Source organism: Wocania ichthyoenteri Th78, assembly GCF_000789235.1.
GTDB lineage: Bacteria > Bacteroidota > Bacteroidia > Flavobacteriales > Flavobacteriaceae > Wocania_A > Wocania_A ichthyoenteri.
The window spans coordinates 2008250-2029028 of the sequence record NZ_KN525716.1 but is presented as its reverse complement, the minus strand read 5'-3'; the positions used below and the strand labels follow the sequence as shown (position 1 = coordinate 2029028).

At 32.5% G+C, this 20779-nt stretch carries 21 protein-coding genes; 12 read left to right on the top strand and 9 right to left on the bottom strand.

All coding sequences use genetic code 11. From position 1 onward, the window contains the following. Positions 1 to 207: 207 nt before the first annotated feature. The 3 genes from RG22_RS08860 to RG22_RS08850 all read right to left on the bottom strand — a co-directional run bounded on the left by RG22_RS08860 (position 208) and on the right by RG22_RS08850 (position 4899). On the bottom strand, positions 208 to 1296 hold the full coding sequence (locus RG22_RS08860) for a hypothetical protein (protein WP_034042561.1): 1089 nt from the start codon (positions 1294 to 1296) through the stop codon (positions 208 to 210). A 663-nt stretch (positions 1297 to 1959) separates the two neighbouring features. After that, on the bottom strand, positions 1960 to 3858 hold the full coding sequence (locus RG22_RS08855; RefSeq protein ID WP_034042560.1) for an amidophosphoribosyltransferase: 1899 nt from the start codon (positions 3856 to 3858) through the stop codon (positions 1960 to 1962). Positions 3859 to 3972: 114 nt separating this feature from the next. After that, positions 3973 to 4899 (bottom strand): PfkB family carbohydrate kinase, encoded by a 927-nt coding sequence (locus RG22_RS08850; protein WP_034042558.1) that lies wholly within the window; start codon positions 4897 to 4899, stop codon positions 3973 to 3975. Positions 4900 to 5071: 172 nt separating this feature from the next. On the opposite strand from RG22_RS08850, the gene RG22_RS08845 reads away from it, so the two are divergent. Further along, a complete protein-coding gene (locus RG22_RS08845) occupies positions 5072 to 5356 on the top strand; it encodes a hypothetical protein (RefSeq protein WP_034042556.1) in 285 nt (94 codons plus the stop codon). Then, positions 5328 to 5633: a type II toxin-antitoxin system RelE/ParE family toxin gene (locus RG22_RS08840; protein ID WP_052143687.1), complete on the top strand. Its 306-nt coding sequence runs from the start codon at positions 5328 to 5330 to the stop codon at positions 5631 to 5633. The genes RG22_RS08845 and RG22_RS08840 overlap by 29 nt, the downstream gene beginning before the upstream one ends. Before the next feature lie 2 nt (positions 5634 to 5635). Here RG22_RS08840 and RG22_RS08835 read toward each other — a convergent pair whose 3' ends face one another. Continuing rightward, positions 5636 to 6277 (bottom strand): ribonuclease H1 domain-containing protein, encoded by a 642-nt coding sequence (locus RG22_RS08835; protein ID WP_034042554.1) that lies wholly within the window; start codon positions 6275 to 6277, stop codon positions 5636 to 5638. A gap of 42 nt (positions 6278 to 6319) precedes the next feature. Further along, a complete protein-coding gene (gene purN / locus RG22_RS08830; protein ID WP_034042552.1) occupies positions 6320 to 6892 on the bottom strand; it encodes a phosphoribosylglycinamide formyltransferase in 573 nt (190 codons plus the stop codon). Positions 6893 to 7075: 183 nt separating this feature from the next. Between purN and RG22_RS08825 the strand changes: the two genes are divergently transcribed. The 6 genes from RG22_RS08825 to RG22_RS08800 all read left to right on the top strand — a co-directional run bounded on the left by RG22_RS08825 (position 7076) and on the right by RG22_RS08800 (position 12099). Continuing rightward, positions 7076 to 7309 (top strand): acyl carrier protein, encoded by a 234-nt coding sequence (locus RG22_RS08825; protein WP_007647141.1) that lies wholly within the window; start codon positions 7076 to 7078, stop codon positions 7307 to 7309. A gap of 13 nt (positions 7310 to 7322) precedes the next feature. Then, positions 7323 to 8573 (top strand): beta-ketoacyl-ACP synthase II, encoded by a 1251-nt coding sequence (fabF, locus tag RG22_RS08820; RefSeq protein ID WP_034042550.1) that lies wholly within the window; start codon positions 7323 to 7325, stop codon positions 8571 to 8573. 98 nt (positions 8574 to 8671) lie between these two features. After that, on the top strand, positions 8672 to 9412 hold the full coding sequence (gene rnc / locus RG22_RS08815) for a ribonuclease III (RefSeq protein WP_034042548.1): 741 nt from the start codon (positions 8672 to 8674) through the stop codon (positions 9410 to 9412). A 119-nt stretch (positions 9413 to 9531) separates the two neighbouring features. Then, positions 9532 to 10020, top strand: coding sequence for an IPExxxVDY family protein (locus tag RG22_RS08810; protein WP_034042545.1), 489 nt, complete (start codon positions 9532 to 9534; stop codon positions 10018 to 10020). Then, entirely contained in the window at positions 10020 to 11462 is a 1443-nt protein-coding gene (gene pyk / locus RG22_RS08805) for a pyruvate kinase (protein ID WP_034042542.1), read from the top strand. The genes RG22_RS08810 and pyk overlap by 1 nt, the downstream gene beginning before the upstream one ends. 232 nt (positions 11463 to 11694) lie before the next feature. Then, complete coding sequence (locus RG22_RS08800) at positions 11695 to 12099, top strand: hypothetical protein (protein WP_034042539.1); 405 nt, start codon at positions 11695 to 11697, stop codon at positions 12097 to 12099. Between the two features lies 1 nt (position 12100). Here the strand turns inward: RG22_RS08800 and dinB are convergent, their stop codons facing one another. Beyond that, a complete protein-coding gene (gene dinB / locus RG22_RS08795) occupies positions 12101 to 13198 on the bottom strand; it encodes a DNA polymerase IV (protein ID WP_034042537.1) in 1098 nt (365 codons plus the stop codon). A 92-nt stretch (positions 13199 to 13290) separates the two neighbouring features. On the opposite strand from dinB, the gene RG22_RS08790 reads away from it, so the two are divergent. Genes RG22_RS08790 through RG22_RS08780 form a run of 3 tightly spaced genes read left to right on the top strand, consistent with a single transcriptional unit; the run spans position 13291 to position 15188 of the window. After that, complete coding sequence (locus tag RG22_RS08790) at positions 13291 to 13764, top strand: CYTH domain-containing protein (protein ID WP_034042535.1); 474 nt, start codon at positions 13291 to 13293, stop codon at positions 13762 to 13764. Then, a complete protein-coding gene (locus tag RG22_RS08785) occupies positions 13761 to 14309 on the top strand; it encodes a YciI family protein (RefSeq protein ID WP_034042533.1) in 549 nt (182 codons plus the stop codon). Before RG22_RS08790 ends, RG22_RS08785 begins: the two co-directional genes overlap by 4 nt. 3 nt (positions 14310 to 14312) lie before the next feature. After that, a complete protein-coding gene (locus RG22_RS08780; protein ID WP_034042531.1) occupies positions 14313 to 15188 on the top strand; it encodes an endonuclease/exonuclease/phosphatase family protein in 876 nt (291 codons plus the stop codon). Between the two features lie 57 nt (positions 15189 to 15245). On the opposite strand, the gene pbpC is transcribed toward RG22_RS08780, so the two are convergent. Genes pbpC through RG22_RS08765 form a run of 3 tightly spaced genes read right to left on the bottom strand, consistent with a single transcriptional unit; the run spans position 15246 to position 18691 of the window. Next, on the bottom strand, positions 15246 to 17597 hold the full coding sequence (pbpC, locus tag RG22_RS08775; protein WP_034042529.1) for a penicillin-binding protein 1C: 2352 nt from the start codon (positions 17595 to 17597) through the stop codon (positions 15246 to 15248). A 51-nt stretch (positions 17598 to 17648) separates the two neighbouring features. Next, positions 17649 to 17972, bottom strand: coding sequence for an antibiotic biosynthesis monooxygenase family protein (locus RG22_RS08770; RefSeq protein ID WP_034042526.1), 324 nt, complete (start codon positions 17970 to 17972; stop codon positions 17649 to 17651). Beyond that, entirely contained in the window at positions 17969 to 18691 is a 723-nt protein-coding gene (locus tag RG22_RS08765; protein WP_034042524.1) for a YqjF family protein, read from the bottom strand. The genes RG22_RS08770 and RG22_RS08765 overlap by 4 nt, the downstream gene beginning before the upstream one ends. Before the next feature lie 123 nt (positions 18692 to 18814). Between RG22_RS08765 and RG22_RS08760 the strand changes: the two genes are divergently transcribed. Continuing rightward, positions 18815 to 20653 (top strand): T9SS type B sorting domain-containing protein, encoded by a 1839-nt coding sequence (locus tag RG22_RS08760; RefSeq protein ID WP_052143686.1) that lies wholly within the window; start codon positions 18815 to 18817, stop codon positions 20651 to 20653. The last annotated feature ends 126 nt before the right edge of the window (positions 20654 to 20779 follow it).

The following is a 20779-nucleotide window of genomic DNA, read 5'->3' as shown; positions in this document are numbered from 1 at the left end:
TGTTGCTATTAATTCATCTATTGCCTAAAAAATTTAATGTTTCGTTTGCGTGCCCTTGTGGTTATTCTTCCTAACGTTATCGGCTATGAACAGTTGCGTGGGCTAACACAGACTTTTGCAAGTACACGACAAGCTGAAAATTCCGCAGAAATTTTCAGGATTAGCCTGTAATAGCAATTGTTTATAGCCATTGTTGTAGGTAGTTTTTTATTCTTCTTTGTATATGTGTAAACTCAATGAATAATTCTTATATCTATCATTTATATAAAAACTCAATTTAGCTAATATATCATTCTTTTTAAACCAAACGATTTCATATGAATCTGAACTGTGATTTGGATGTTCTTTTTTATCAATAGACATAAATTCGGATAGCTTGGTTTTTAAAAACTCAAACTTTTCATTGTAGTTTTCAGAGATACTCAAGTGGTCTTTAGACTGCCATCCATCAACCCATCTCAATTTCCATTGGAACATTACAAGCCGTATATCCTTTTTACGTTTAGTAAAGTAATATGCTGTATTCCTTTTGAGAAAAGGACATTCTGTTATTTCGAAAACTAAAGGTTGAGCAATTTTTCGACTATTTAAGTAGCCATCCATATATCTTTCGTCCTTTTTAATCAAGAGATTATTTAAATATCCCCAATTTGATTTTTCTATAGAGTTAATAGAGTCTTCATATCTTTTGACTTTATCAATTTCAATTTTCTTTCTATTGTCTGTAACTATATCTAAGACAAAAGGTAGTTGTTTTTCGAAAAGTTTATTCCCATCCAAAATATCATATGTGCTATAGCAAGTTGTATCGATTTTAATTTCTGGTAGAATAGGCGAAACCTTTACTTTTTTAAAATCTAAAATCTTTAAAGATGATAGCTCTTCCTGCCAGACTTCAATAGTAGGTGATTGACTTATATTGATTGTAGAGGTTTTCTTGAATTTCCTTTTTCCATTTCGCTGAATATATAGATTGTAATCTAACGGATTTTCATTTCCAGTTTTAATCACTAATAAAGTAGCTTTTCTACTACCAAAATTCCCATTTGTAAAAACACCTTGAACTTGGTTAAATTTAAGACTATCATCAAGAGCTTTTCGTGCCGAATCCGAATCATTATCACTTTTATAAGGTTCAGATTTTAAAATCCGATAATCAAATTGAGTAGAATCTTTTGTTATTAATTCAAGTGTAAATTTTGTGTGAATTTTTAGTTCAGGTTTATCAGCTATTTTCTGGGCGCATACCACGTTAGCAAATAAGAAAAAACCTAAAATTGAGAAAATAAATTTCATAAATATTCCTTTGCGTAAATTACCTACAACTCGTTATATCGTAACATTTATTACTCATATCCCGTAAATATATCAGAATATAATAAGATTTTTATTACTGTTATCCTGTAAAGATAATTTTTTATGGCATTACCTAAAAGACTTTTATTTGTGGGTGAGACAGAAACAAAAAATTATAAAAAGAGATTTCTGCTGAAGTTTATCTTGAGTCTTTCGTCTTCGCTCAAGATAAACTAAAGTCGAAAGGTGAGAATTAATATAAAATGAAAAAGGTGAACGAGTGTTCACCTTTTTGCCCCAAATCTACCATGAACTTAACCTACTTATGTTATGGTGGTACAAATATATAATGCTAAAACAGCTTACTAAAATATTTTAGTTAAACGACTTATATATTGGCTTAAAAGAAATTTTGCTAGATGTTTAAGATGAAAGGAGGTGTTAGAAATAAATTGGATGTGTTAATAAAAGGCATAAAAAAAGGCGAACAGATGTTCACCTTTTTTTGCCCCAAATCTACCATGAACTTAACCTACTTATGTTATGGTGAGACCAATTTATACGTATTTAACATAAATCGATTATTTTTTAGACAAACAGCATAATTTTCGGATTAAATGTTTTTTTGCTAAAAAATGTATGTTAAAATTATATTTTCTTCACTTAGTAAGCGCGCTCATTATTGCCTTCGTAAAAATTAATAAAGGCTCTATTTACAACTCTGTTTCCTCCAACTGTAGGATAGTTTCCTGTAAAGTACCAATCGCCTAAATGCTCTGGACAAGCTTTGTGTAAGTTTTCTACAGGCTGAAAAATAATTTTCACTTCTGCTTTTATACTTTCATCACTTAACAATTCTGAAGCTTTATCAGATATTTCTTCATCAGTAAAAGGATCATAAATTTCTTTAACAAAATTCTTTACATTTTTGTCATCTAAATTAGTTTGACTCAAACATTTATTATAAACCTCGTCTACTATATGATACATATTTCTATCTTTTAACAAGGCTAATGCAGCTCTAAAAGCTATTAGCGTTTCAAGATTTGCCATATCTATACCATAACAATCTGGATAACGTATTTGTGGTGCCGAAGAAACTACTACAATCTTTTTAGGATGCAATCTATCTAGCATTTTAAGAATACTCATTTTTAAAGTTGTACCACGTACTATACTATCGTCTATAATAACTAAATTATCGGTTGGTTTTATAACGCCATAAGTAACATCGTAAACATGAGCTACTAAATCGTCTCGACTACTATCTTCGGTTATAAACGTACGTAACTTAACGTCTTTAATGGCTATTTTTTCTATGCGAGGTCTTTCTTCTAAAATCTCGGTCACTTTTTTGGCAGACATTTTTCCGCCTCCGCTTAAAATGGCCTCTGTTTTCTTTTCGTTTAAATAATCTTCAACGGTTTCAATCATTCCAAAAAAGGAAGTTTCAGCGGTATTTGGGATGTATGAAAACACGGTGTTTTTCGTGTCACCTTCAATAGCTTCAAGAACTTTAGGCATTAATAATTTACCTAGCATTTTACGCTCTTGATATATTTCGGCATCACTTCCTCGAGAAAAATAAATACGCTCAAACGAACATGATTTTCTTTCTAAGGGTTCTAATATTTTTTTAATAGCTACTTGCCCTGATTTTTTGGTGATAATGGCATGACCAGGATCTAACTCTTTAACGTCATCAAAACCTACATTAAAAACCGTTTGAATTACTGGACGCTCTGATGCGACTACAACTATTTCGTCATCTTTATAATAATATGTTGGACGAATACCTGCTGGATCTCTTAAAACAAAAGCATCACCATGTCCAATAAGTCCTGCCATAGCATAACCACCATCCCAATTTTTGGCAGCGCGTCGCAATATTTTACTTACTTTAAGGCGTTCTGCAATTAGTGGTGAGGCTTCTCTTTTATTATAGCCTTCTTTTTTTAACTCTTTATAAATTTTGCTAACGGCATCATCTAAAAAATGACCAATTTTCTCCATAATAGTAATGGTGTCAGTATATTCTTTTGGGTGCTGCCCTAACTCGATAAGGTTGCCAAAAAGCTCTTTAACATTAGTCATGTTAAAGTTTCCTGCCATTATTAAGTTTCTGTGCATCCAATTGTTTTGCCTTAAAAACGGATGTACACTTTCTACGCTATTCTTTCCAAAAGTTCCGTAACGTACATGACCTAATAGCACTTCGCCTATATATGGAATGTTCTTTTTTTGTGCTGCGACATCATCAACATACTCAGGGTGTTTGGTAAGTTCTTTATTAACACGTTCGTTAATTTGCGCAAAAATATCCTGTATAGGTTGTTGTGCTATAGAGCGCACACGACTTATATATCGTTCACCAGGTTTTGTATCTAGTTTAATGCTTGCAAATCCAGCGCCATCTTGCCCACGATTGTGCTGTTTTTCCATCATTAAATACATTTTATTAACACCATAAAATGCGCTACCATATTTTTCTTTATAATATTCTAGCGGTTTTAAAAGCCTTATCATGGCTATTCCACATTCGTGTTTTAGTGCATCACTCATAAGTATATAAAGGTTTTCACTTTAGTTGAAATAAAAAAAATTTGTTTTCAAAATAATTTTATTTTGAAGTTTTATATTCAATTAAAAACGCGCTCTATTTTAGAGCGCGTTGGGTTATGTTAATTTTATATCAAATTGCGTTAGTTGTTTAAACTGTAGCAAGCGTTTATGTATTTCTTTACTTGTTAGGTTTATCATGCGCTCTGTTCCAAACTTTTCAACACAAAACGATGCTAATGTAGAACCATATATTACCGCATTTTTCATGTTTTCGAATGATGTATCTCTTGTTTTTGCAATGTAACCAGCAAATCCACCAGCAAAAGTATCGCCGGCACCTGTTGGGTCAAAAACCTCTTCAAGCGGTAAAGCAGGAGCATAAAATACATGGTCGTTATGAAACAACAAAGCACCGTGTTCTCCTTTTTTAATTACAACATATTTTGGTCCCATGTCATGGATTTTTCTAGCTGCAACAACCAATGAATATTCTCCAGTTAATTGTCTAGCTTCCTCGTCGTTTATAGTAATAACATCTACACGTTTTATAACGTTGTGTAAATCGTTTAAAGCAGAATCCATCCAAAAATTCATAGTATCTAAAATGACTAACTTTGGTTTGGTTGTCATTTGATCTAACACACTAGATTGGACGATAGGGTGCAAATTACCTAACATAACTACTTCTGCATCACGATAATTCTTAGGGACAACAGGATTAAAATCTGCTAGCGTGTTTAATTCTGTAACTAAGGTGTCTCTAGAATTCATGTCGTTATGGTAGCGTCCGCTCCAAAAAAACGTTTTACCGTTTTTAACAATTTCTACACCAGAGAGGTCAATATTTTTATTTGATAATAAGTCTAAATAGTCTTGAGGAAAATCGCCACCAACAATAGATACTGCCGTAGCGTCAATATTAAAATGTGATGCTGCAAGACCAATAAAAGTAGCGGCTCCACCAAGTATTTTATCGGTTTTTCCGAAAGGTGTTTCAATAGCATCAAAAGCCATTGTACCAACAATTACTAATTTGCCCATAAAAGGAGTTATAATTTTCTGCAAATATAAGTCTTTTAAGTACTAATTAAAGAATATTTTTTTAAGGTATTAGTAAGTAGGAAAAGCTTTTTTTGATTGAAATTCACTAAAATTCTAAGTTCAATAATAATTATCGTAAATTATACGTATATTTAATGTAAATTATACTGTTATGTTGTTGAATAAAAAACGAAAAGAAATAGTTTTAAGTGAAGAAACACTTGCTATTCTTGAAGAAAAAGCAAAAAGACAAGGACGAAATCTTAAAAATTACATGGAGTTTGTTTTAAGTGAAGTAGCTAATGATGTTTTAGAAGAACCTAAAGCTTTAGAGATTAGAAAAGCTTTAGGTTTAAGTAAAATTCAAAGTGAAAAAGGATTAGTTAAACCCAATAATGATGTTATTAATGCTACTAAAAAGAGAATAAATGCAAGTAGCGTGGACAAAACAAGCTGAAGATTCTTTTAATGAAACGGTAGATTATCTATTAGAAGCCTGGACAGTTAAAGAAGCTAATAATTTTATTGAATTAGTAGAAGCTATAGTTTATAAAATAGAATTAAATCCGAAATTATTTAAGGTTTCAATTTTTGATAAAGAAAGTAGAGAGGTAGTAATTACTAAGCATACCAGTATGTTTTACAGATTATTAAATAAAAACACTATTGAAGTTGAATATTTCTGGAATAACTATAGAAACCCAAAAATTCAAAAGGAAACAGTAAAACAATAACATTATTTTCGTCCAAAATCCGCAGGAATTTCTCCCCAAGCTTTAGTCTCCCACTTAACAATTACAGTTTTATAATCGTTTTCTTTTAGCCAAGTGATAGCACGATCGACTAAATCGTAAACGGGTTTGTTTTTTTCGTTACGCTCTAATTTTGAATTACACATTTTTTTACGTACCCAACTCATAGCGGTTTTAGAGTCTGTATAAATTATACGGTTGCTATTGTGTTTTTTTAAAAAACTCAAACCGTGTACTAATGCTAGAAACTCTCCTATATTATTAGTCCCCTCTTCAAAAGGGCCTTGAATAAAAAGCTGTTTTTTTGTTTTAGTATCTACACCTCTATATTCCATTATTCCTGGGTTTCCGCTAGAGGCTGCATCAACTGAAATGGAATTATAATTAGGTTGCCCTATTTTTTTGAGTTGCGCTTCAGAAAGTTCACTTTTAAATTTTGATGTTTTGCCAATATAATCTTTATAGTTGCTTTTTAGAGCTTTTTTTGCTGCATCAAAAGTTGAGAACGATTTGTATACTGCGCCTTGGTAATCTTTAATTTGCGCTTTGCAATCGTTCCAAGATTCAAAAATGCCTGTTTTGTGTCCTTTCCAAACTGTATAATATTTTTTTTTCTTCTTTGACATTTTTATCATTCCCGCGAAGGCGGGAATCTTATTATTTAAGTTCTAAATCTTATTGAGAAGTAATTTCTCAACCACTATCGGAAAATACTCCATTTCCAATCCATGAATTTTAGCTGCTACATCTTCGGCAGAATCATTTGAATTCACATCACACTTTGCCTGAAAAATAATGGCACCTTCATCATAATGTTCATTTACATAGTGAATAGTAATACCTGTTTCTTTTTCATTATTTTTTACAACAGCTTCATGTACATGCATGCCATACATCCCTTTTCCACCATATTTTGGTAATAAGGCAGGATGCACATTAATGACTTTATTTGGGAAAGCATTTAAAATATTATCAGGGAATTTCCATAAAAAACCAGCTAACACAATTAAATCTGGATTAGAAGCTTTTAAAATATTTAGAATGTCATCAGTTTTTGTAAAGGCTACTCTGTTAAATGATAACGCACTAACTTTTAGTTTTTTACAGCGGTCTAAAACTTTGGCATGAGGATTGTTAGTGAGTACTTGAATAACAGAAGCATTATCTCTGTTGTGAAAAAACTTAATTAGATTTTCAGCATTAGTACCACTTCCGGACGCAAAAATTACAATACGTTTCATTTACAGACATTATGTTAAAATTATTCACACAAAAAAAAGAATAATTATTAACAATTAGAAGGCAAAACAGAAATACTTAAAAGTAATTTTAGTAAATTACCAACACATTTTTAAACTAAAAGGTTGTTTTAAAATAAAGTTTTTTATTTTTGCCACTTAATTAAAACTTAAAATTAAAAAATTATGTCAGACATTGCATCAAGAGTAAAAGCGATTATCGTAGACAAATTAGGGGTTGATGAGAACGAAGTTGTAACAGAAGCAAGCTTCACAAACGATTTAGGAGCAGACTCATTAGACACTGTAGAACTAATTATGGAATTCGAAAAAGAATTCGATATCCAAATTCCAGACGATCAAGCTGAAAATATTGCAACAGTAGGTCAAGCTATATCTTATATTGAAGCTGCAAAATAAGCACTAAAAATTTATGGAAATAAAGCGAGTTGTAGTCACAGGATTAGGAGCTTTAACACCAATTGGCAATACCAAGAATGAATTTTGGGATGGCTTAATTAGTGGGAAAAGTGGTGCTGCGCCTATAACATACTATGATACCGAAAAGTTTAAAACTAGGTTCGCTTGCGAATTAAAAAACTTTAATGCTACTGATTTTCTTGATAGAAAAGAGGCTCGTAAAATGGATAAGTTTGCACAATATGCTATGGTAGCAGCAGACGAAGCTATTGAAGACGCTAAGCTAAATCTTGAGGAAGTTGATAAGTTACGTGTTGGTGTTATATGGGGAGCAGGTATTGGTGGTTTAGAAACCTTTCAGCAAGAAGTTTTAAACTTTGCTGAGGGCGATGGTACACCAAGGTTTAACCCATTCTTTATTCCTAAAATGATTGCAGATATTGCACCTGCAAACATCTCTATAAAACATGGTTTTATGGGGCCAAATTACACCACAGTTTCTGCATGTGCATCTTCAGCCAATGCTATGTTCGATGCTTTAAACTCAATACGTTTAGGGTATTGCGATGTAGTTGTAACAGGAGGAAGTGAAGCAGCAGTAACCATTGCTGGTATGGGAGGCTTTAATGCCATGCATGCCTTGTCTACTAGAAACGAAAGTCCAGAAACGGCTTCGAGACCTTTTGATGGAACCCGAGATGGTTTTGTTTTGGGTGAAGGAGCAGGTGCTTTAATTTTAGAAGAGTATGAGCATGCCAAAGCAAGAGGAGCAAAAATTTATGCCGAAGTGGCAGGGGGCGGATTGTCTTCAGATGCTTATCACATGACAGCACCACATCCAGAAGGTATTGGCGTTGTTGAAGTAATGAAAAACTGTTTAAGAGATGCTGGGTTGCAACCAGAAGATGTAGACCATATTAACACACACGGAACATCTACACCTTTAGGGGATGTGGCTGAACTTAAAGCCATCTCAAAAGTGTTTGGTAGTCATGCAAAAAGTATAAATATTAACTCAACTAAATCAATGACTGGACACTTGTTAGGTGCAGCAGGTGCTATTGAAGCTATATCGGTTATATTGGCTATGGAGCACGGTATTGTGCCACCAACAATTAACCATACAACTGTTGATGAAAACATTGATCCTGAATTAAATTTAACGCTGAACAAGGCTCAAAAAAGAGATGTTAAAGTAGCTATGAGTAATACGTTTGGATTTGGCGGACATAACGCTTGCGTAGTATTCAAAAAAATAGATTGAATCCCGAATGAAATAAACCATAACGATAAATTAATTTTTACAGTAAAATGAAACATGGTTTATTACATCTGACATTAATTTAAGATATTTATTATCAGATGAAAAACATTCGTAACATATTAAATTCCCGTTTTAAAAGCAACGGGAATTTTTTTATGCAATTAACTAAAATTCTTGGGTTTAAACCTAAGAAGATAAAGTTTTATAATACAGCATTTACGCATCGTTCTATGAACATAAAAGACAGTAAAGGCAATGCTATAAATTATGAGCGATTAGAGTTTTTAGGCGATGCTATGTTAAGTTCGGTTATTGCGTCGCATTTATATCTCGAAGTACCTAGCGGAGATGAAGGCTATCTTACAAAAATGCGATCTAAAATTGTAAGCAGAGAACATTTAAACGAACTAGGGAGAGATCTAAATTTAATAGATTTAGTAGAAAGCAAAATTCCATCAGGGCAATTTGGAGACAACATTCACGGTAATTTATTCGAAGCTTTAGTAGGCGCCATTTTTTTAGATAGAGGTTATAAATACTGTGAAAAATTCATATTTAAACGCGTTATAATTCCTTATGTAGATATTCAAACGCTAGAAGGAAAAGTAATTAGTTACAAAAGTTTATTGATAGAGTGGTGCCAAAAAGAAAAGAAAACATTTAGATACAATGTGTATGAAGATACAGGAAACGATGAGGTTAGACATTTTTCGGTAAAGCTTTCAATTGACGAAAAAGTGATAGCGAAAGCACGAGCAACTTCAAAGAAAAAAGCCGAAGAGAAAGCATCAAAACGTGCTTTTTTCGCATTTCAGAATAGGATGTCAGGAATGGTTTAAAAAATCTTTTTAAAAAAAATTAACTACAACGTTTTAGTAGCGTTTATAGTTAAGATTAGAACAAACATATTACAACTAACTATTTAAAATACTATATTTACGACCTTTAACAATAAGTTATGGCTGTTCACAAACTTGTTTTAGATGATGTTTTTGAAGAAGCGTTGTATACCTTAATTGCAATTCATTGCACTATTGAAGACTATAGGTTAGCTTATCTTTTAAACAAACATTTAGGTATAAGCCTTGTTAGAAAATCATTAGATTTAGATTATAACAAAGATAAATCAACCTATTCTATTTTTGAATGGGAAGATGATAAACAATTAACAACATGGAGCTTAGTATCTAATATTTGTATAACGCACGAAGCACCACAGCAGGTTAATCAACAATCATTATTTAACACTCAAGAGCAAATAACTAAAATATTTAATTTAATACCAGAATATAAAGATGTAAACTATTTTTTAAAAATAGATAACGACAACAATTTTAGTAAAGAAGCCTATATTTTAAGTAACATTTTAAATATTCCGCAAGTTGTAACTGCCTTTAGCGTTGATGTTAATCAACTAAAATCAAAAGATAATTTAATTTTTAACTAATGCCAATAAGAAAAAAAACCAAAATAGTAGCCACATTAGGTCCAGCAACAAGTACTAAAAATGTTTTAAAAGGCATGCTTGAAGAAGGCGTAGATGTATTTAGAATTAACTTTTCTCATGCCGATTATAAAGATGTAGAAGACCGTATTAAAATGATACGCGAATTAAATAAAGAGTTTGGTTACACCGCTGCAATTTTAGGAGACTTACAAGGGCCAAAACTTCGTGTAGGTGTTATGAAAGAAGAAGTTGTTGTGCACGAAGGCGACGAAATAATATTTGCAACTGGTAAACGATTTGAAGGCACAAAGGAACGTGTTTACATGACATACGATAGGTTTCCGCAAGATGCAAAACCTGGAGAACGTATTCTTTTAGATGACGGAAAATTAATTTTCGAAGTCGTTTCAACCGATAAAAAAACCGAAGTAAAAGCCCGTGTTATTCAAGGCGGACCATTAAAATCTAAAAAAGGAGTTAACCTTCCTAATACCAATATTTCTCAGCCAGCTTTAACAGAAAAAGATATTGAAGATGCTATTTTTGCCATAAGTCAAGATGTAGATTGGATAGCTTTATCGTTTGTACGTCATGCTGAAGATTTAATGCAGTTACGCGATTTAATAAGCAAACACAGCGAGCATAAAATTCCTATAATTGCTAAAATTGAAAAACCAGAAGCGGTAGAAAATATCGATAAAATTGTTGCGCATTGCGATGGTTTAATGGTAGCTCGTGGCGATTTAGGTGTTGAGGTTCCTGCAGAGGAAGTTCCGCTAATTCAAAAACAACTCGTATTACGTGCTAAAAAAGCAAGAATTCCAGTCATTATAGCAACACAAATGATGGAAACCATGATTTCTAGTTTAACACCAACTAGAGCAGAGGTAAACGATGTTGCAAACTCTGTTATGGATGGGGCAGATGCCGTAATGCTTTCTGGCGAAACCTCGGTTGGTAATTATCCTATACAGGTTATTAAACAAATGGCAAACATTTTAAAAAGTGTCGAAAATTCAGATTTAATACAAGTCCCTCAATTACCACCACACATTCGTACCAACCGTTACATTACAAAATCTATCTGTTATCATGCTGCAAATATGGCAAACGAAATTAATGCCAAAGCCATTTCAACCTTAACAAATAGTGGTTATACGGCGTTTCAAATCTCGGCTTGGAGACCATCATCACACATTTTAGTTTTTACATCAAACAAGCGCATCCTTACGCGCCTTAGCTTACTTTGGGGCGTAAAAGCCTTTTATTACGATAAGTTTGTAAGTACCGATGAAACGATTGAAGATGTAAATGCCATTGCCTGCAAAAAAGGCTATTTAGATGTTGGCGATATGCTTATAAGTCTTGCTGCAATGCCAATACAAGAAAAAGGCATGGTAAATACCTTACGGGTTACTGAAATTACAAGCTGTAGTTTTTAAAATAGTAGTATTTAAAAAAATATTTGGGTGTTACCCTTTTTGTGAAAAAATAAAAAGGGTAACGCTTTTATTCATACTTCCATTTTAAATTATTGAATTCATGAACACGAATATTTCACTATACCTTTTTTCAAGCCTCAAAAGAGGGAGTCGTTACAGTGGCTAACGTGAATAAAACCATCTTTGATTTGTAAGAATTTAATTTTGTATATTGACATAAAAATATTATGTAATGAAAAAACTTTTTTTAGTACTTATTAGTTTTTCTTTTTACTTTTCATGTTCAAAAGATAATTCTATTTTTATTGACAATGAGATTGTTGGTAAATGGCAAGTTATAGAAATGGTAGATGATATTATTGATCCAGAAAATGAATACGATGTATTAGGGCTTTGGACACCTATTGAAAATGGTCGATTTGTCGAATTAAAATCTAATGGGCAGTTTACTAATATATATGGTTGTAGTTCTGGAAATTTTCGAGTAGAAAACTCTAAATTCTTTTTTTCATGTAAATATGAAAACAATGATTCAGTTTCTGAAATTCAAGGCAGTTATGATATTGATAATGAAGGAGTTTTAACTTTGTCTGTGGGTTTTGTTTCAGAAAGATTGAAAAGAGTAATTATAAACTAATCTAAAACTCAAACTTTAATTGCACACTCACACTTTTCTGTTCGGGTTTTTTCTTAGTTTCAGTATTTAAATTAGATAAAGAAATACCCAATAATCTTACAGAATTACTCATTTTTTCTTGATACAATAAATCTTTAGCAGTTTCTAAGATTATGCTAGTATCACTTACAAAATAAGGCAATGTTTTACTTCGTGTTTGCAAAGTAAAATCGCTGTATTTTATTTTTAAAGTCACCGTTTTTCCAGCGACACTACTTTTTTTTAAACGCCTAGAAACCTCATCGGCAATGTGTTTTAATTTTTCGAGCATAAAAATTTCAGACGATAAGTTTTCGCTAAACGTACGTTCGGCAGCAAGACTTTTTCTAATTCTATTTGGTTTTACCTCACTATTTTGAATCCCACGAACTATGTAATAATAATACCTACCAGATTTTCCGAAATTAGCATCTAAATACTCCAACGTTTTTTGCTTTAAATCCAATCCCGTAAAAATACCTTTTTGATACATTTTTTCGGCTGTTACTTTACCAACACCATAAAATTTTCGAATATCTAGTTGCTCTAAAAAGCTTATAACCTCTTCAGGGTTTACGGTTTTTTGTCCGTTAGGTTTATTGTAATCGCTCGCTACTTTTGCAATAAATTTATTAATAGAAATTCCTGCCGATGCTGTTAAGCCAACTTCCTTAAAAATACGTTCCCTAATTTCCTTGGCAATTAACGATGCACTCGGGTTTCCCTTTTTATTTTCTGTAACATCTAAATAAGCCTCATCAAGCGAAAGCGGTTCAACCAAATCTGTGTAATCATAAAAAATGGCTTTAACTTTTTTAGAAATTTCAGAATAGCGTTCAAAATTAGGTCTCACAAAAATTAAATCTGGGCATAGTTTTACCGCTAAATTTCCTGCCATAGCACTTTTAACACCAAATTTTCTAGCCTCGTAACTAGCTGCACTAATAACACCACGCTTACCGCCACCACCAACAGCAAGAGGTTTGCCTTTTAAATAAGGATTATCCATTTGCTCAACAGAAGCATAAAATGCATCCATGTCAATATGAATGATTTTTCGAATTGGTAAATCGACAGACATAATGTAAATTTATAAATTCCTGCGGAGGCAGGAACCTCAATTTTGAGATTTAAATTAAAATAATAAGATTCCTGCTTTAGCAGGAAGTGAGTATGATAGAAATAGAATGCAAGTTTTTAGTAACCTCAAACGTTTTTAAAGCAGAAGCTTTTAAAAGTACGCGTATTATTCAAGGTTTTTTAAATCGAGACCCAGAGCGAACTGTTCGTGTGCGATTAAAAGGAAATAAAGGTGTTTTAACCGTAAAAGGAAAATCGTCAAGTGATGGATTATCGCGTTTTGAATGGGAAAAAGAAGTTTCTAAAGAGGACGCAGAATCGCTTTTTAAACTATGTGAAAAAGGGATTATTGATAAAATGCGCTATGAGGTAAAAATTGAAAATCATATTTTTGAAATTGATGAATTTTTTGGAGATAATGAAGGATTAATTATGGCTGAAGTTGAATTGCAAAATGAAAAAGAAGCCTTTAAAAAACCAGATTGGTTAGGTAAAGAAGTTACTGGAGATATAAAATATTACAACTCACAATTAAGTAAACAACCCTATAATACGTGGCAATTATGAAAAAAATAGTTTTAGCATGCATGATTTTATTAGTTTTTATATCTTGTAAAGAAGAAGCAAAAACATCAGTTAAAGAAGTAAAAGAAACCATAACCGAAACGGTAGCTGAACCCATAGATTCTATAGTTGAAGTCGAAATAAAAGAACCCGTTAAAAAATCTGCTAGACAACTAAAAGAAGAACTCACAGCAAAAGGCTTTAAAACTTTTGATTATGTTGATGAAAAAACAAAAGACACCGTATTAATGCAACAGTATTTTATGGCTTTTTTAAAACGTGGACCAATTCGAGGGCAAAATGAAGAAGAAACAGCAGACCTACAGAAAGAACATTTAGCACATTTAGCAAAAATGTACGAGTTAGGTTATGCTGATATTTCTGGGCCATTTGGAGATGATGGCGATATACGTGGTATTACCATTTATAACGTTCCAACACAAAAAATGGCAGATAGTTTAGCGAATTCTGATCCTATGGTAAAAGCTGGTAGACTAGAAATTGAAATGCATCCTTGGTGGGCGGCAAAGGGCTTTCCATTACGATAATAAATGCTAAAAATAGTTAGAGTCCTATATCTGTTTTTAAATGCAGCAATTATTTTATCGCTGCTAGCTATTCACTTTATTTATAAAGAAGATAGTTACCAAAGCTCGCTATTGTATTACACATTTCCGTTACCAATTATTATTTTAGCAGTTTTAGTACTTTCTATTTTTTTAAATAGAAAATTTAGAAAATTCAATCTATTAATAGCATCATTATTATTACTTATATGGTTAGGTAGGAGCTTTAAAATTAATTTTTCCGAAGATATTAAAGAGAGCGATTTAGAAGTTGTTTTTTGGAATGCTTCTAGAGAAAATAATTTACAAGGAGCCTTTAATAAGAATGGTAGTATACCAGATGTTTTAGTTTTAGTTGAAACTGGGAAATATATAATTGAGGAGATTCAACAAAAATACCCTAATTATTATTTTTATGCATCTGATAGAGAAATGTTTCTTTTCTCGAAAACTCCTTTAGAAATTAAAAGTGAAAACACTTCAAAATACAATACAACAGTTATAGATTTTAAAACAGCAGGGATTAATTTTTATGCAGTTGATGTTACTGGAAGTCCAGATGTTCCAAGAGAATGGGAGTTAGGATTTGTAAATGAAAATATTAAAATAAAAACAAAAACCATTTTATTAGGCGACTTCAATGTGCCTTACGAATCTAAATATTTAAATGCATTTAAAACTAATTTTAATCATGCATTTAATGAAAAAGGTAATGGCTTTAGAGAAACTTGGTTTTGGAATTTGCCGTTGCTTTCCCTCGATCATATATGGATTTCTAAAGATTTAAAGGTCTTAAAAACAAAGAAACTTTATTCCAAAGTATCAGATCATAGTATGCTTAAAACTTATGTAAGAAAGTAAAATGATTATACTTTACTGCAAGATTTTTAAACCTAGTTGGTATAAAGATGTATTAAACTATTCCAAAATCTCAATCCACCGTTTAGCTTCATTACCAAATTCATCAACCACAGTAATAAGATGTTCTCCCTGTTTTGGCTTCATAGCAAATTCATGAATATCTTTTGAACTCCCTAAAAACGTGTCATTCAAATACCAAAACAATGTAGATTCTGGTTTTGAATGCGCTATTTTTAAAACAAGGTCGTTTGTGTTGCCATCAAAATCTTTTGGCAAAAAAATGCTGTTATTTTCTTTAGGATAAATAAATTCCATGGTTATGGTATTATCACCTAAACAATCGTCTCTAAATTTTGGTATCGGCCTGTAAAATGGGTTTTTAGTTTTATAGTAATAAGCCATTAAAGGTGGTAAAACAAACCATGATTTATGTGTAATATTGCTGATATCTTCACATGAAGAATTGACTTGAAACTTTTCAGCTTTATCTAAGTGAATTAAAACATGGTACGGACAAGGCTTTGTTTTTAATCCACTTATTTGAATAAACTGTGTTTCTGTATCAGCACAATTTTGAGACGCTCTGTATCCGCTTTCTTTGCAAATTTCAACTTCTTGCATTTCATCAAAAGGTTTTGCAAACCAATCGCTATTAGGTAGCACATCAAACACATCAAATAAAATAGGCGCAGCAGTTTCTACGCCTACCAAACCCGGGCGACCTTCGCCATCGGCATTTCCTACCCAAACGCCAACTACATAATCTTTAGTGGTACCGATAGCCCAAGCATCGCGAAACCCAAAACTAGTGCCAGTTTTCCAAGCTATTTGTTTCGAGCTATCAAAAAACTCCCAACTTTCATCACTCTCGGGTCTGTTTACTTCTTTTAAACTGTTGTAAGTTAAATAGATTGAAGCCGTATCAAATAAGGTTTTATCAGTGGTTTTCTTTCCAAAATTTATGTTTTCGGAAGCTAAAAAAGTGGGTTCGCAAAATTCATTTGAAAAATATTCGCTAGAAGTTTCAGAAAAATGATTTAAGGTTGAAGACAAAGCTGCATAACTTTTACATAAATCCCATAAGTTGCTTTCTGCTCCACCTAGAATTAAAGACAAACCATAATGATTGGCATTATATTTTAAATCTTTTAGGTTTAATGCTTTTAAATAATGATGGAATCTATCTAAACCAAACGATTGCAGCATTCTAACCGATGGTACGTTTAAAGACCGCGATAATGCTCGACTAACAGGCACAACACCATCATAAGTTTTATTATAATTTTCTGGGTTATAGCTTCCAAATTGAGTTGGAACATCGGCAACTAAAGTATTTGGTAAAATGTCGCCCGCATCCAACATAGCTGCGTATAAAAAGGGTTTTAAAATGCTTCCTGTGCTTCTGGGTTTATCAATAATATCAACATCTTTTTGATGTGTTTTATCTGTTGGTGTATTGCCTACATATGCTAAAACCTGTCTAGTTTTTACATCTAAAACTAAAACAGCAGCGTTGTAAATTTCATTCTGACTTAATTGATTATAATGATTTTTAACAATACTATTTACCTGTTTTTGAAGCTGCGTATTTATTGTGGTTTTGATGCGCTTTCCGTAATGATATTTTGTTGTTTTTTGTAATAAATGTGGTGCTGTTTGTGGTAATGGATATGGTTTTTGTGGTAAACCTTCAACAATTGATAAATTATAAGTAAGTGAATCGATAACAGTTTTTTCTAATAATTTTTTAAGTAATCGATTTCTTTTTGTTAGTAAGTGTTCTTGGTTTTTCCCAGGATAGATTAAACTTGGTGCGTTTGGTAAAACGGCAAGCGTTGCACTTTCTGCCCAAGATAAATCATTAGCGCCTCTATTAAAATAACGCCACGACGCAGCATCTAAACCTACAACATTACCACCAAAAGGGGCATGACTTGTATAATAGGATAGAATTTGATTTTTACTTTCACGGAATTCCAATCGAGTTGCTAAAATAATTTCTTTAAATTTTTCAAAATAGGTGCGTTTCGTGCCTTTTCTTGACAAGCGAATAACTTGTTGTGTTATGGTACTTCCACCACGTTTTACTTCTCCAGATTTTATATTATCTCGTAATGCTTTAAAGATTGAAATTGGGTTAAACCCAGGGTGTTTGTAAAAATATTCATCTTCAAACTGAATGATGCAAGTTTTAAACTTTTCAGGAATACTGTCATTTTCAGGAAATCGCCATTGGCCATCTTTAGCAATTTGCGCACCTAATAATTCGTTATTAGAACTTGTAATAACTGTTGAGGTAGGATCTTTAAAAAGCTGATTTGGCAAACAGAAATAATAAACAATTAAAAGCGCAGCAATTATTGCTGATTTAATTTTGTTGCGCTTTATGTAGTTTTTTAATAATGTCACTTAAAAATATATACTCTAAGTGGTTGTGCTTAGATGTGTTTTAAGATAATTTTATGACGTTTTTTTTGAATTAAATTCATACTCGCGTTCAACTTTACAAATTCGCACATTGTACCAACTGTACCAATCTTGTCGTCCTTTTTGTTGTGCTTGTAAATGCTCACTTTGTTGTTTCCAGTTTTTTATAGCCTCTAAAGTTTCCCAATAACTCACAGTAATTCCAATAGTGTTTCGTGCGCTATCCATTCCTAAAAAACCTGTTTGTTGTTTTGCTAGGATTTCTATTTTTTCAGACATTTCTGAATAGCCATCAATATCTTCATTTTGTGTTGAAGTAAAAATAACAGCATAATAGGGTTTGAAATCTTTTTTCATAATTTACGTTTTATTTTATCCCAAGTTAAAACTTGTACGCCTTTTGAGAAATGTATTTTATCAGGATGATTATTAATTAAATGGTTAAATCTAGGATAATTTATTTCAAGGTTTTCTATACTTATGTTTTGCATAGGCCATTCTATATGATGCACATCGTACTCAATAATATGCTTTTTATAATCCTGAAAAACCGCATAGCGTTCGGTTAGCCATAAATCGGTTTTATCTTTTTTAACAGGAAGGTTGTCTAGATTATACTTAATGCGAAATAAATCATTAAACTCAGTATTATTGGAGCAGTAATTAGCCTCATTTCTTTTCATTTTTGAATACCGATACGGAAATTTAGACAATACTTTTAATACCTTGCAAGACGACCGTTTGCTTCCTTCCATACTCAAAAAGTAAACACTTGGTTTATTATTGCAAACTACATAAACTCGAATGTTTATCTCGTAAAAATCTGAAATATGTGGTATTTTTGGTAAGTTTTTTAAGCCAATATTATTCATATTAAAAGCCACTAAACTTACCCAGGTTTTACCGTTTATAATATCTAACTCTATGCCTTTAGGTAAATATGGTCTAATCAATTCAGGATTTACTTCCCAATGCAAAAAAATAGCTTCGTTCCATTCTTGATAAAATTTCCACGAGCGTTTGGGGTAATTAAATGGACGATGTAGCGTTTGTTTTAGTATCTCAGTCGATTTCATAACTAAAAACCATATTTTCTACTAAGATAACTTGCTTTATTGTTATTTTTAGGCTCTGAATAATTAAAAATAAAAATTATCAATAAAAAAGCCCAAATACTAATTTTAGTTTTTTTAAATCTTATGGTTTTAAAGCTACATGCTCAATTGGGGTTTTGTGGTGGGAATTCTGGTGACCCTATTTTTGCCGAAACTTTTGGTACAGGACCAACAAGTGCGCAATTACCTGTAGGAACAACAAGTTATACTTTTACTGGTGGGTCACCTAGTGATGGATTTTATACCGTTTCTAGTAACACCAATTTTTTTGATTGGCATGATATAGACGATCACACTCCAAACGATACAGACGGAAGAATGCTTGTTGTTAATGCGGATTTTACGGCTGGAGAATTTTACAGAACAACAATAAGTGGATTATGTGAAAACACAACTTATGAGTTTTCCTCGTGGATGATTAATTTATTGCCAAGTACAACCCAATGTCCAAACGGAGGTATTCCTATAAATGTAAGATTTGAAATTTGGGATAATACCGACACCAACCCATTAGCAAGTGGCAATACAGGTAGTATAAATGGAACTTCAAGCCCTAATTGGGTGCAATATGCCTTAGTATTTCAAACGGAGCCTGGGCAAACATCTGTTATTTTAAAAATGTTAAACAATGGTGTTGGTGGTTGTGGTAACGATTTAGCTATTGATGATATTGTTTTTAAAACATGTGGTGATACCGTAACTATTGAAGATGCCTCAAATAGCACAAATGCATATATATGCGAAGACCAATTTCCTTTTTCAACACAGTTAACAGCTATTCCAGATTTTGCTATTTTTTCATCTCATTTTTATCAATGGCAAGAAAGTACAGATGGTATTAATTGGGTAGATATTGTTGGCGAGAACAACCAAAACTATACCACGCCAGCTTTAAACAACACTACTTTTTACAGAGTTTTAGTGGCTGAAGATGTTGTGAATTTAGCAAACTCGTCATGCAACTCATCGTCCGAGATTTTTGAAATTAGAGCTATTACATTACCAAATGCTCCAGCGAGCAATGGCGATTTAATGGTTTGTCAAAATGATAATACACCACTTAGGGTTAACGTACCAACTGATGTTAATGTAAATTGGTATGATGCTGCGGTTGGTGGAAACTTGCTTCAAGCAAATAGTACCATATATAATCCAAATGGCGTTCCAGGAATATATTATGCCGAAGCCGAAACTAGACTAGGTGGCTGTTTATCTACTTCAAGAACTGCCCTAGAAGCTACTTATTTCGAAATCCCAATTGTAACAGACGAAACCTTAGAATTTTGTGAAAACACCACCATAAGGTTATCTGCTAATCCAACAAATCCAGGTATTGTAACATCTTATTTGTGGAGTAATGGCGCAATCACTGAGCAAATTGATGTGTCAAACCCAGGTACTTATACGGTTAGGGTGAATAGTGGTACTTGCTCGGTTACCAAAACTATTCAACTTAATCAAATTGATAATCCAGTAATTGAAAATGTAACTTCAGATGGGAATGAAATTGTTATCGATGCCACATCAAACACTGGCAATTTGTTGTACTCATTAAACGGAAACATTTTTCAACCCAACAACACGTTTTTTAATGTAGATGGTGGCTTATACACGGTTTATGTAAAAGATCGCGATTGCTCATATATTACAACTCAAACCTATTTGCACTTTTATATTCCCAAGTATTTTACACCTAATAACGATGGCGAAAATGATGCATTCGATTTAAAAGGGATTGAGTATTACTCAGGTTCTTTTGTGTCTATTTTTGATAGATACGGCAAGCTTTTAAAAAGCTCTAGAAATAGACCGTTTTCATGGAACGGAACTTTTAACAACGAGCTATTACCAACCGACGATTATTGGTATGTTGTTGTTATTGACGGACAAAAATTTACAGGTCACGTTACTTTAAAACGCTAAATTATTTTGGGCGTTACCACAAGGGTGGGGCTTTTCGTTACAAGTCCTCGCTCCCAAAAAAGGTCGCTGTGGACTTTCCCCTGCAATCCCTAACGCACATATCTGCTTACTTCAGGCAATATACAA

Bases quoted from the DNA above. Each gene is read 5' to 3' on its own strand.
- RG22_RS08860 (WP_034042561.1), bottom strand. From the start codon at position 1,296: ATGAAATTTATTTTCTCAATTTTAGGTTTTTTCTTATTTGCTAACGTG.
- RG22_RS08855 (WP_034042560.1), bottom strand. From the start codon at position 3,858: ATGAGTGATGCACTAAAACACGAATGTGGAATAGCCATGATAAGGCTT.
- RG22_RS08850 (WP_034042558.1), bottom strand. From the start codon at position 4,899: ATGGGCAAATTAGTAATTGTTGGTACAATGGCTTTTGATGCTATTGAA.
- RG22_RS08845 (WP_034042556.1), top strand. From the start codon at position 5,072: ATGTTGTTGAATAAAAAACGAAAAGAAATAGTTTTAAGTGAAGAAACA.
- RG22_RS08840 (WP_052143687.1), top strand. From the start codon at position 5,328: ATGCAAGTAGCGTGGACAAAACAAGCTGAAGATTCTTTTAATGAAACG.
- RG22_RS08835 (WP_034042554.1), bottom strand. From the start codon at position 6,277: ATGTCAAAGAAGAAAAAAAAATATTATACAGTTTGGAAAGGACACAAA.
- purN (WP_034042552.1), bottom strand. From the start codon at position 6,892: ATGAAACGTATTGTAATTTTTGCGTCCGGAAGTGGTACTAATGCTGAA.
- RG22_RS08825 (WP_007647141.1), top strand. From the start codon at position 7,076: ATGTCAGACATTGCATCAAGAGTAAAAGCGATTATCGTAGACAAATTA.
- fabF (WP_034042550.1), top strand. From the start codon at position 7,323: ATGGAAATAAAGCGAGTTGTAGTCACAGGATTAGGAGCTTTAACACCA.
- rnc (WP_034042548.1), top strand. From the start codon at position 8,672: ATGAAAAACATTCGTAACATATTAAATTCCCGTTTTAAAAGCAACGGG.
- RG22_RS08810 (WP_034042545.1), top strand. From the start codon at position 9,532: ATGGCTGTTCACAAACTTGTTTTAGATGATGTTTTTGAAGAAGCGTTG.
- pyk (WP_034042542.1), top strand. From the start codon at position 10,020: ATGCCAATAAGAAAAAAAACCAAAATAGTAGCCACATTAGGTCCAGCA.
- RG22_RS08800 (WP_034042539.1), top strand. From the start codon at position 11,695: ATGAAAAAACTTTTTTTAGTACTTATTAGTTTTTCTTTTTACTTTTCA.
- dinB (WP_034042537.1), bottom strand. From the start codon at position 13,198: ATGTCTGTCGATTTACCAATTCGAAAAATCATTCATATTGACATGGAT.
- RG22_RS08790 (WP_034042535.1), top strand. From the start codon at position 13,291: ATGATAGAAATAGAATGCAAGTTTTTAGTAACCTCAAACGTTTTTAAA.
- RG22_RS08785 (WP_034042533.1), top strand. From the start codon at position 13,761: ATGAAAAAAATAGTTTTAGCATGCATGATTTTATTAGTTTTTATATCT.
- RG22_RS08780 (WP_034042531.1), top strand. From the start codon at position 14,313: ATGCTAAAAATAGTTAGAGTCCTATATCTGTTTTTAAATGCAGCAATT.
- RG22_RS08770 (WP_034042526.1), bottom strand. From the start codon at position 17,972: ATGAAAAAAGATTTCAAACCCTATTATGCTGTTATTTTTACTTCAACA.
- RG22_RS08765 (WP_034042524.1), bottom strand. From the start codon at position 18,691: ATGAAATCGACTGAGATACTAAAACAAACGCTACATCGTCCATTTAAT.
- RG22_RS08760 (WP_052143686.1), top strand. From the start codon at position 18,815: ATGGTTTTAAAGCTACATGCTCAATTGGGGTTTTGTGGTGGGAATTCT.